Annotated in this window: 8 protein-coding genes and 1 pseudogene; 1 reads left to right on the plus strand and 8 read right to left on the minus strand. The window is 53.6% G+C overall.

The features are described from left to right. Window positions 1-9: 9 nt before the first annotated feature. The 8 genes and pseudogenes from ftsY to HMPREF1508_RS01950 all read right to left on the minus strand — a co-directional run. Window positions 10-936, minus strand: a pseudogene (gene ftsY, locus HMPREF1508_RS01915) (signal recognition particle-docking protein FtsY); the annotation flags it as partial. Window positions 937-986: 50 nt separating this feature from the next. Further along, window positions 987-4,547, minus strand: a complete 3,561-nt coding sequence (gene smc, locus HMPREF1508_RS01920) for a chromosome segregation protein SMC (RefSeq protein ID WP_044958887.1) — start codon at window positions 4,545-4,547, stop codon at window positions 987-989. Continuing rightward, window positions 4,537-5,229 carry a ribonuclease III gene (gene rnc / locus HMPREF1508_RS01925; protein ID WP_044958888.1) on the minus strand — a complete coding sequence of 231 codons (693 nt, stop codon included), beginning with the start codon at window positions 5,227-5,229 and terminating at the stop codon, window positions 4,537-4,539. The genes smc and rnc overlap by 11 nt, the downstream gene beginning before the upstream one ends. A gap of 130 nt (window positions 5,230-5,359) precedes the next feature. Then, window positions 5,360-5,593 carry an acyl carrier protein gene (acpP, locus tag HMPREF1508_RS01930; protein ID WP_006906093.1) on the minus strand — a complete coding sequence of 78 codons (234 nt, stop codon included), beginning with the start codon at window positions 5,591-5,593 and terminating at the stop codon, window positions 5,360-5,362. Beyond that, on the minus strand, window positions 5,583-6,620 hold the full coding sequence (gene plsX / locus HMPREF1508_RS01935) for a phosphate acyltransferase PlsX (protein ID WP_044958948.1): 1,038 nt from the start codon (window positions 6,618-6,620) through the stop codon (window positions 5,583-5,585). The genes acpP and plsX overlap by 11 nt, the downstream gene beginning before the upstream one ends. Before the next feature lie 361 nt (window positions 6,621-6,981). Continuing rightward, window positions 6,982-7,161 (minus strand): 50S ribosomal protein L32, encoded by a 180-nt coding sequence (rpmF, locus tag HMPREF1508_RS01940; RefSeq protein WP_044958890.1) that lies wholly within the window; start codon window positions 7,159-7,161, stop codon window positions 6,982-6,984. Window positions 7,162-7,163: 2 nt separating this feature from the next. Further along, complete coding sequence (locus tag HMPREF1508_RS01945) at window positions 7,164-7,697, minus strand: YceD family protein (RefSeq protein WP_049906834.1); 534 nt, start codon at window positions 7,695-7,697, stop codon at window positions 7,164-7,166. 171 nt (window positions 7,698-7,868) lie between these two features. Continuing rightward, on the minus strand, window positions 7,869-9,059 hold the full coding sequence (locus HMPREF1508_RS01950) for an acetate kinase (protein ID WP_044958892.1): 1,191 nt from the start codon (window positions 9,057-9,059) through the stop codon (window positions 7,869-7,871). Window positions 9,060-9,261: 202 nt separating this feature from the next. Between HMPREF1508_RS01950 and HMPREF1508_RS01955 the strand changes: the two genes are divergently transcribed. Continuing rightward, complete coding sequence (locus HMPREF1508_RS01955) at window positions 9,262-10,644, plus strand: nucleotidyltransferase family protein (protein ID WP_044958893.1); 1,383 nt, start codon at window positions 9,262-9,264, stop codon at window positions 10,642-10,644. The last annotated feature ends 213 nt before the right edge of the window (window positions 10,645-10,857 follow it).

The following is a 10,857-nucleotide window of genomic DNA, read 5'->3' on the forward strand; positions in this document are numbered from 1 at the left end:
GGCAATATCATCGTCTTCATCCTTCAGATCAAAGAGGGCATTGACGTACTGGTCGGCATCAAATCGCTCCAGATCCTCGACGGTCTCGCCGACCCCGATATACTTAACCGGAATTCCCAGCTCCGATTGAATGGCGACGGCAATTCCTCCCTTGGCGGAACCGTCCATCTTGGTCAGGACGATGCCTGTGACATTGGCGGCTGCCGCAAACTCTCTGGCCTGGACCAGGGCATTCTGACCACTTGTCGCATCCAGTACTGCCAGAGTCTCACGATGAACACCCTCGTACTCACGGTCGATCACCCTGTTGATTTTTTCCAGCTCATGCATGAGATTTGTCTTGTTGTGGAGCCGTCCCGCCGTATCGACTAAAAGAATATCGCAATTTCTGGCCTTGGCGGACTGAACCGCGTCAAAAACCACCGCAGCCGGATCAGAGCCTTCCTGACCCCCGATCATATCGACACCGGCTCGATCGGCCCATTCTTTTAACTGTTCATTGGCTGCCGCGCGGAAGGTGTCCGCCGCCGCGATCAGGACTCTTTTTTTCTTCTCCTGCTTGAATTTAGCGGCGAGTTTACCGACTGTGGTGGTTTTCCCCACCCCGTTGACGCCAACCATCATGAGGACGGATGTCTCCTGCTCAAAATCATAGGCATTCTCGCCGACGTCCATCTGGCGGCGGATGTCATCAATCAAAAGCTGGCGGCAGTCCCCCGCCTCCTTAATGTGCTGATCCTTCACCTCCTGGCGCAGGTTCTCTATCAGGCGCATGGACGTCTGGACTCCCAGATCTCCGCTGATCAAAACCTCCTCCAGTTCCTCGTAGAAGTCCTCATCAATTCGGGAGAAACCGCTGAAGACATAGTCCATATTCTTCACAAAGCCGTCTCTTGTCTTGCTCAAACCGGCTTTCAATCTGCTGAAAAAACCCATAGCCACTCCTTGTTCATAACAATTTTATCGCCGCGACCTGTCGGCGGCCTTTAATCGTCCAGCTTGCTCTCAATCAGGTTGACAGATACCAGGGTAGAGACTCCCTTCTCCTGCATTGTAATTCCATAGAGCCGATCCGCCGCGTTCATCGTTCCCCTCCGGTGGGTAATCACGATGAACTGGGTATTCCTGGTCAGCTTGTGTAAATATCTGGCAAAGCGGTCGACATTGGCATCATCCAAAGCGGCCTCTATCTCGTCGAGCAGGCAAAATGGCGAGGGCTTCAAGCTCTGGATGGCAAAGAGAAGAGCGATGGCTGTCAGGGACTTCTCGCCGCCTGACATCTGCATCATATTCTGCAGCTTCTTGCCCGGAGGCTGCGCAATAATCCGAATCCCCGTCTCAAGAACATCTTCTCCCTCTGTCAATTCCAGACTTCCCTTGCCGCCGCCGAACAGCTCCCGAAAGGTTGCGTCAAACTGGTCCTGAATTCGACGGAATCCCTCACTGAATTGACGCCGCATCCCCTGATCCAGATCTTCGATGATCTGCACAAGCTGGTCTTCCGCCCTGACCAGGTCATCGTGCTGGGTCTTCAGGAATTCATAGCGCTCCGCCAGCTCTCTGTACTGTTCAATGGCATTGACATTGACATTTCCCATCGAACGGATGTCGTCCCGAATCGAACGGATGCGCTGCTGCATCTGACTGCGGTCTTTCAGATTTTCATCCATAAGCTCCATGGCCGCGTGCAGGGTCAGCTCATACTCCTGCCACATGTAATTGTTCTGGCTCTCCAAGGCCTCCTGGGCTTTCTGCCGCTGGGCCTCCAGTCGATAGAGCTCCTTATCCAGGCTGTTGATAACATCGGACAGCTTCTCTCTCTCCTCAAAGCCGCTTTTGTAGGCCTCATTGAGACTGACGTAGGCTTCCTGCTTCTCTTTCAGAGATGTCTCGATCTCCTCCTGCCTGTCTTCGGCAGCCAGGATGGTCTTTTTGATCTCCTCGATCTGCGCCTTCTTTCCCTGGGCCTCTTCCCCACTTGTCTTTTTCTGTCTGGTCAGCTCCTCAATCGTTTGATCCGCCCGGTCGACCTCCGCTCTGAGCCTTATGATATTTTCTTCCTCGAAATCAACCTTCTGCCGGGCCGCCGCCTCAGCCATCTGAATCGCAGACAGCTGCTCAAAAGCGCTTGCCGCGGACAGGTTCAGCTTCTCAAGATCAGTGCCTAAGATGCTGATGCGCTCCTTCAGCCGGACTTCCCTCTGACCGGATGACTGCCGCCTTTGATCCAGCTCTTTTTGTCCCTCTTTGATCTCCTTGATCTGTTCGTCTAAGGAGACCTTTTCTTTTTGCAGGGAGGCAAATGCCTGCTCGGAGTTTCTGCTGATCTCCTTTGCTTGCTCCCACTGCAGTTTCGCTGTATTGACCTCGAGATTAGCGGCCTCCAGTTCTGCCTGGACTTCCGCCCGATCATCGGACAAAAGAGCAAGGGCCGTGTCAATTTCCTCCAAATGCATGCGGGCCTGACTCAGCGCCTCTTTTAACCCGGCGACCTCTTCTTCCAGCTGCTTTACCTCGCGGTTTCTTGCCAGAAGATTTCCGCTGTGCTTGAAGCGTCCGCCGGAGATGGATCCGCCGGGTCTCAGATAATCGCCATCTAAAGTGACAATGTGCAGACTGTAGTGATTCGCCTTGGCCAGGGCGATGGCATGATCAATTTGATCGACGAGCAGAATTCTCCCCAGAAGATAAGAAACAATCCCTCTGTATCTGGAGTCTGTCTGAACCAATTGGCTGGCAACTCCTATGACCCCGGGCTCGTTCAGAAGCGACTCTATCTGAGATTGACTTTTCCCCTTCACAGAGGTCAGGGGGAGAAAGGTGGCGCGTCCGGCCCTGTTTTCCTTCAGGAAGGTCACCATGCGCTTGGCCGTTGTCTCCGTGTCAGTGACAATATTTTGAATGTTCCCGCCCAGAGCCGTTTCAATTGCTGTCTCATAGTCTTTGGGAACATGGATCAATTCAGATACGAGTCCCTCGATGCCGGGATACTCTCTCTTCTGCTCCATGACCTTCTTAATGGCATTGCCATATCCGTCATAGCGCTCAGCGATATTTCTAAGGGACTCCAGGCGGGAATTGGACCTGTGATAGGCAACTGTCTTCTGGTCAATATCCTGGCGCAGGTCCCGTCGCTTGTTCTTCCAGTTGAGCTGATCGGCATCAAGAGTCTCTTTCTTCTCCTGAATCGCATCCCTTTTGGCCCTGGATTTTTCATAGGCCTTTTGGGCCTGGTCCGCCTTGGCTCCAATATCGCCTTCTTCGGTCCTGCGCTCTAACATTCGCTGCGTCAGCCTTGATTTGCGGATGTTGATCTGCTCCAGCGTCGTCTTATATTTCTGCTCCTCCGATTTTAAGTCTGCCCGTTCGGCCACAAGCTGCAGGAGCTTTCTCTGTCCCTCCTCAGCCTCGGCGGACACGGCATTACACCTGTCCTGAAGGTCCTGATATTCTGACCTTGCGGCAGCAAGCTTTTCTCTTGCGGCAAGCAAAGAGGCGTTTAATTCCTCCCTTGCTCTCTCATGCCGGCTCAGTTCTTCGGCCCGATCCTTCCTGTCAGACCGGGCAGTCTGTATCTGGTCTAAAATACTGGCGTCGGCATTCTCCGCGGACCGAATCTGCTCTTCAAAAAGAGTAATCTGATTCTCCAGTCGGCTTTTGGTCAATTCATTTTCTTTTTGTCTCTTGCGCAGCTCCTCCATCTGCAGGTCGCGCTGATTCAGGTCCTCCTCCATCTTAGAGTAGGTCAGCTTCAGATCCGCGAGCGATTTCTTCTGCTCATCCATCTGATCTTCAGCGATCCGGTATTTATCGGAAATGTCCTGAAGCTGTCCCTTGAGACGCTGAGCCTCCATCAAAAACATATTGACGTCCAGATGCTTCAGCTCCTCTTTTGCCGCCAGATAGCGCCTGGCCGTTTGAGACTGCTTCTGCAGAGGGCCAACCTGACGCTCTAACTCCGAGAGGATATCGGTCACACGAACCAGATTTTCTCTCTCGTCCTCAAGCTTCTTTAAGGTGACCTTCTTGCGCTGCTTATACTTGACAATCCCGACCGCCTCGTCAAAGAGCTCCCGTCTTTCCTCCGGCTTGCCGGACAGGATTTTTTCAATCTGCCCCTGCCCGATAATCGAGTACCCCTCCTTGCCGATGCCTGTGTCAAAGAAGAGCTCGTTGACGTCTCGCAGGCGGCAGGGAGTTCCGTTCAGGAGATACTCGGACTCGCCTGAACGATAGACCCTGCGGGCCACTGTCAGCTCCTTGTAATCGACGGGAAGAGCCTGATCAGAATTATCCAAAGTGATGGCCACATAGGCATAGCCCAGGGCTTTTCGATTCTGTGTGCCGGCAAAAATCACATCCTGCATGGAAGCGCCGCGCAGCTGTCTGGCAGACTGCTCCCCCAAAACCCAGCGCACCGCGTCTGAGACATTGGATTTGCCGGACCCATTCGGGCCAACGATAGCTGTAATGCCCTTGTGAAAATCCAGGACAATTTTGTTGGCAAATGACTTAAAGCCATGGATCTCAATACTCTTAAGATACATGTCCTCTCTCCTTTAAATACAAGAGTCCCTGATAAGCGGCTTCCTGCTCCGACGCCTTCTTGGATCCTCCCTCTCCGCGCCCGATTGTCCTGCCGTCAAGTCTGGCCTCCGTCACGAAACGCTTGGCGTGATCGGGTCCCTCTTCCCTGACCAGCACATAGTCCAGACTGGCCTCTTCCATGGCCTGAACCATCTCCTGAAGCCTGGTCTTAGAGTCATGATAGAGCTTTTTGTGCTCGATGTCCGTCAGGATATAGCGGATAATCAGTGCCCTGGCAGGCTCAATCCCCCCATCCAAAAAAACAGCGCCGATGACGGCCTCCAGAGCGTCCGACAGAATACTGTCCCGCTCTCTTCCCCCGGACTGATCCTCTCCCCTGGCCAGACGCAGACAGGCGCCAAGCCCAATCTCTCTGGCCGCGATCGCCAGCGTCGGCTCGCAGACCAGACTTGCCCGAAGAGGAGTCAGACGCCCCTCCGGCAGATCCGGGTAGTTTAAATACAAAAATTCACTGGATACCACTTCTAACACCGCATCTCCCAGGAACTCCAGGCGCTCATTGTCCGAGTGCGCTTTCATATGCCTCTCATTGGCGAAGGAGGAATGGGTCAATGCCTGCCTCAATAAACTTTTGTCTTGAAACTGATAGCCGATCTTTGCCTCTAACGTTTCATTTCTCATAGCTTGCCTCGAAGCAGTCAAATACGCGCGAAAACCGCAATGATCTGACTGCCATAAATCAGAAAAGGGAGGATGAGCTGTGACTTTGCCTGGGCATTTCACCGCTCTCTCTCCCTGATGTTCCTGTCTCTTAAGCCTCCATTGTCTCCTTGATCAGACGGACAGCATCTCCGACTGTCTTGATGGACTCTGCCTTCTCCTCGTCGACTGTCATGCCAAGCTCCTCCTCGACATCCATAAGGATCTGGAAGGTATCCAGGGAATCCGCGCCCAGGTCCTTGTCGAACTCCATGTCCTCCGTGATTTCATTGGCGTCTACCCCCAGGACCTCGCTGATATGCTTCTTCAACACTTCAAATTCCATTCTTCTCTCCTTTCTCTGCCAATTGTCTGCTGGCATATTCCTCAATATAGCCGTTTACATTCTGTTTTGAAAACTGCCTGCACTGAATCAGGGAATTCTTAATTTCCTTGGCCGTCGCGGATCCATGAGCCTTGACAACCAGCCCCTTGACTCCCAGAAGAGGAGCTCCGCCGTACTGACTGGCATCGAAGGTTTTGATCGTCTTCTTTAAGGCCGGCAGGGCCAGAGCGGCGCCGATTTTAGAGATCAGAGTGGACATCAGGCCCTCCTTGATCACTGAAATCAGGGTCTTTGCAACCCCCTCGTAAAATTTCAGAATCACATTGCCGACGAATGCCTCGCAGACAATGACATCCGCTGCCCCCTCCGCGATATCTCTCGCCTCAATATTGCCTGTGAAATTGATCTGGTCACAGTCGCGCAGCAGAGGATAGGCCTCCTTGGTCAGAGCGTTTCCCTTATCCTCCTCCGCCCCGATATTCACAAGGGCAACCCGGGGATGATCAATTCCCATGACATGCTGCATATAGAGGGATCCCATGATGGCAAACTGGAGCAGATGATCTGCTCTGGCGTCCACATTCGCCCCGCAATCCACCAGAAGCGAGACTCCCCTTCTCGTTGGAATCAGGGGGGCCAGAGGCGCGCGCTCAATCCCGCGGATCCTGCCAACCAAAAGAGTTCCTCCCACCAGAGTCGCTCCGGAAGATCCTGCCGAGACGAAGGCATCCGCCTCCCCATTCCTGACCATATTAAGAGCGACTACCATAGAGGAATCCTTCTTGCTGCGGATCGCCTTAACCGGCGGCTCAGCCGTCTCAATCACCTCTGTCGCGTCGCGGATCTCGATTCGGTCTGCGGGGAACTGATACTGATCCAGTTCTCTCTTGATCTCCTCCCTGCGGCCAACCAAAAAAACCTTGATCTGTTGGTGCTCATTCACCGCGTCAACTGCGCCCCTAACAATCTGAGCGGGAGCATTATCTCCCCCCATCGCGTCCAGGGCAACTCTTGTCACATCTGCCATATCTCCTCCCCGGCTGAAAACGAACGCATACGCCGGATCTTCTTCATTGTTGAAAGCTGTCAAATTTGCTGAGCATCATCCCCTGCGAAGCTCTCTCCCGCATATGATGTCTGTAGGCTTCCCGGGCATCCATTGTCGAAAACCAGACATCTGCGGAGGATTCTGATTAAGTCTACTATATCGAAACTTTCCGCGCAAGAAAGCGGCTTTGGGTCCACCTGCCTGCCGCGGCTTTTGAATCCTCCCTTACAAAATCTTCAAATTTCCGTCGGCATTCTTTTAAAAGCATAGAGCGCAAAGAAACAGACGGTTAAGAAAAGGCCCGGCGGATTTCCCGCCGGGCCGATCTCGTTTCTTCTGATTAAGCCTGAGCAATGATCTCACGCTTGTTGTAAGAACCGCATGACTTGCAAACTCTGTGGGGAACCATAAGCTCACCGCACTTGCTGCAGCGAACGAGTGTGGGAGCACTCATCTTCCAGTTCGCTCTTCTGCGATCTCTTCTTCCCTTAGAAGACTTATTCTTAGGACAGATAGACATGATTACACCTCCTTAAAATTCTGAAACAGATCCTGGATCCCTGCCATTCTCGGATCCGGCACAAATCGGTCATGCCCGCAGTCTTTATCATTGAGATTCTGACCGCAGACCGGGCACAAACCCTTGCAGTCATCTCGGCAGAGAACCTTCGCCGGCCAATTGACCAGAATTTCATCGAAAACAAGTATGTCGCAATCAATGCTGTGTCCATCCGCCGGATAAGCAAGCGTGTCGCTCTCTTCTTCTGGAATCACAATCATCCCGTCCGATAAACGCAGGATGCGATCAATAACCAGTGAAAAGGGCACCCGCGTCCTCCTCAGGCATCTGTCACATGGAATCGCGACCTGCAGCTCACCTTCAGCGTGAACATACAGTCGTCTGTTCTCTTCATTGACAAAATGAAACTCGAATGGCTCCTTTTTGAGAATAGGATAGTCCTCAGACATGATATGCAGGACATCTCTGTCGAAGGAGACCGTAACATCTTCGGAGAAATTACGCTTGGAGAGAGATTCCGCAAGGTCAATTATCATAGGCCGCTCCCATTCACACTCGAAATATTATACATACCCGGATCTGCCCTGTCAATGAAAATCCTGCTTTTACCGCGCGCAACCGTGTGCGCCGCGCGCACCAGGTATCAGCCACTGCGACCGCAAGGAGGCCGGGTCAGCTAACCGGGACAGGTCAGATCAGAGCAGAGCTCAAAGCAACGCGACCGTTTCGCGGGCAATGGCCAGCTCTTCATTGGTGGGAACCGCATAGACCATGACCCTGGAATCATCGGCAGAGATTCTGGCATCGACGCCTGAAGCCGCCATGTTGGCCTCCTGGTCAACCTTCACACCCATAAAGGTCAGATAGTCCAGAATCCTGGCCCGGGCCGGACCGGAATTCTCTCCCAGACCCGCGGTGAAACAGATCAGATCGACGCCATTCATGGCCGCGGCATAAGCGCCGATGTACTTGGCAGTCCGGTAAAAGAACATATCCAGAGCAAGGCCGGCCCTCTCATCTCCCTCTTCACTGGCGGAAAAGAGATCGCGGAAATCCGAGGAGACCCCGGAGACCCCGGCCAGCCCGGACTTCTTGTTGAAAATGTTGAGGACCTCCTCCACGGTCAGTCCCTCCTTCTTGCAGAGGTACTCGACAACCGAAGCGTCAATATCGCCGGTCCTGGTCCCCATCACCAGCCCCTCCAGGGGGGTCAGTCCCATGGAGGTATCAATGGATTCGCCGTTTTTGACGGCGGTGACAGAGGCTCCATTGCCGAGATGGCAGACAATAATCTTGGAATTCCCGTAATCAAGATGCGCGAGCTCTGCGCCATGTCTGGACACGAAGCTGTGGGATGTTCCGTGGAAGCCATAGCGGCGGACCTTGTACTTCTCATAGTACTCATAGGGAAGGGCATAGGTATAGGCCTTCTTGGGCATGGACTGGTGAAAAGCCGTGTCGAATACAGCGACCATAGGAACATTGGGCATCAGCTGCCTGCAGGCATTGATGCCGATAATATTGGCCGGATTATGAAGGGGGGCCAGGTCGGATTCCTCCTCAATTCCCCGGATCACCTCATCTGTAATCAACACAGACCCGGTGAACTTCTCACCCCCGTGGACCACGCGATGGCCAATCGCGTCGATCTCGTCCAGACTCTTTAAGACTCCGGTCTTAGCGTTGGTTAAAGCGTCAAGGACCATCTGTACCGCCTCTGTATGGCTGGGCATAGGCGCGTCAGCCTCCTCCTTGATCCCCCCCTCGGGCTTATACGAGAAATGGCCGTCTATGCCAATGCGCTCGCAGAGTCCCTTGGCCTTAACCAGCTCTGTCTCGGAGTCGATCACCTGATACTTCAGAGATGAGCTTCCACAGTTAATCACCAAAATATTCATCTTACTCTCCTTGTTCTGTCCTCCGGGGCCGATTTTGACCCCGCCATTACATCATTATATACTGGTGTAAAAAGTGGAACAAGGCAGGAATTGTCCCATGTCCCATACAAGAGGCGTGAATTCGCGAGAGAATAGCGAATCTCTTAATCCTCCATGGGACTGGCCCCCATTGAAGGGGCGGGTGGTGAGAAGAGGATACTCTATGCGAACAGTCGGCATCATAGCGGAATACAATCCCTTTCACAGGGGCCATCTCAGGCAGATCCATTACGCCAGAGAGGTCCTCGGCGCCGACCGCGTCCTGGTTGCCATGAGCGGCTTCTTTACCCAGCGCGGAGAACCGGCCCTTCTGCCGGTTCGCGACCGGGCTCATATGGCCCTTGCCGGGGGCGCCGATCTGATTCTCATGCTCCCCGGCCTCTATGCCAGCTCCGCGTCTGTCGATTACGCGCGCGCCGGTGTCCGCCTGCTGGCCGCCAGCGGTCTGGTCGATACCCTTCTCTTCGGGGCGGAGACCGAAGATATGGCTCTCCTGCGCAGGGCAGCCCACTATGAGCGACTCCTCAGCCCCCATACCCGGCCCTGTTCCGGACGCGCAGAAGGGACTGATCGATCTGCTTCCGGCGATACGGCGGAGCTCCTCTCTTTCGAGCTTCAGAAAAAACTTCAGGAGGGAATCAGTTACCCGAAAGCGTCCCGCAGACTGATCGCCGAGGCCCTCTATCGGGATCTCTGCTCTCAATCACATGCCAAAAAAGCATCAGGCTCTCTTTCTTCTCCTCTGTCCGTCGATCAAATCGAGCAAATACTCTCCTCGCCAAACAACACTCTGGCCATTGACTATTTGGCCGCGATTGAGGAAGAGAAGCTTTCCTGGGATCTTGCCCTGATCAAACGCGACAGCGACTACCACAGCAGGGATGTCTCGCCCACGGGTACCGCGTCCGCCAGCGCTATACGGTCCAGGCTCTCTGATTTTCACTTTCTTCGCTCGCAGATGCCGCCTTTGGCTGCCGAAATATGTATTGACCGCATCGAGAACCGGCGCTATCTGCTTCCCGGGGATCTCGACTCCGCATACGCCTGTCTGATCAGCCGGCTTCAAAGTCCATCCGATAAAAGAGAGATTCTGGATCTGGACAATGAGCTTTGCGCGAGGATCATGGCACGGGCGGGACAGTTCCGTGGCCTTCGCAGCTTTGTCGAGGACATGATCTCGAACAAATCCTACACCGGCGGCCGTATCTGCCGCGCCCTCTGTCATCTTCTTCTGGACTATCAGTCTGAGGACAAAAAGCTTCTGGAGGAAGTCGGATCCATCCCCTATCTGCAAGTCATCGGTCTTCGAGAAGACGCAGGGCCAATGCTCGGCCAGCTTGGGCAAAGGGCAAGCCGTCCTCTCCTCGTGCGCCACTCCGATTACAGAAAAATGCTTGCATCCGAACAGAATTCCCTGCTGACCCGGGCCATCTCGCGCAACTACCAGATGGATCTTCTGGCCGAAGAGATCTACTGCACACAGATGCAGCTGAAGTGCAGACAAAGGATCCCCCGGATCCGCGAGCAGAAGCTCCTGCTTGTGTAGTCCTGATCTCCCAGGCCTTTTCCCATGACAAGGCAATGGAATAAGGCTTCACATGCATTTGCTGTCACAGACCATGAAATACGCGCTGTGAGTATTCCTGAATCAGGAATAAGAAAAACCGCTGTAAGTCCGACACAATGGTGTGCATCCCGTCAAGTAGACAATTGAAAAACAAAAAAGTTTTCCTGTCCGGCATTAATGCCGGGCAGTTTT

It is taken from the genome of Shuttleworthella sp. MSX8B (assembly GCF_000524295.1).
Lineage (GTDB): Bacteria > Bacillota > Clostridia > Lachnospirales > Lachnospiraceae > Shuttleworthia > Shuttleworthia satelles.

Excerpts from the sequence above, each read along its gene's own strand:
- smc (WP_044958887.1), bottom strand. The coding sequence starts at position 4,547 with ATGTATCTTAAGAGTATTGAGATCCATGGCTTTAAGTCATTTGCCAAC.
- rnc (WP_044958888.1), bottom strand. The coding sequence starts at position 5,229 with ATGAGAAATGAAACGTTAGAGGCAAAGATCGGCTATCAGTTTCAAGAC.
- acpP (WP_006906093.1), bottom strand. The coding sequence starts at position 5,593 with ATGGAATTTGAAGTGTTGAAGAAGCATATCAGCGAGGTCCTGGGGGTA.
- plsX (WP_044958948.1), bottom strand. The coding sequence starts at position 6,620 with ATGGCAGATGTGACAAGAGTTGCCCTGGACGCGATGGGGGGAGATAAT.
- rpmF (WP_044958890.1), bottom strand. The coding sequence starts at position 7,161 with ATGTCTATCTGTCCTAAGAATAAGTCTTCTAAGGGAAGAAGAGATCGC.
- HMPREF1508_RS01945 (WP_049906834.1), bottom strand. The coding sequence starts at position 7,697 with ATGATAATTGACCTTGCGGAATCTCTCTCCAAGCGTAATTTCTCCGAA.
- HMPREF1508_RS01950 (WP_044958892.1), bottom strand. The coding sequence starts at position 9,059 with ATGAATATTTTGGTGATTAACTGTGGAAGCTCATCTCTGAAGTATCAG.
- HMPREF1508_RS01955 (WP_044958893.1), top strand. The coding sequence starts at position 9,262 with ATGCGAACAGTCGGCATCATAGCGGAATACAATCCCTTTCACAGGGGC.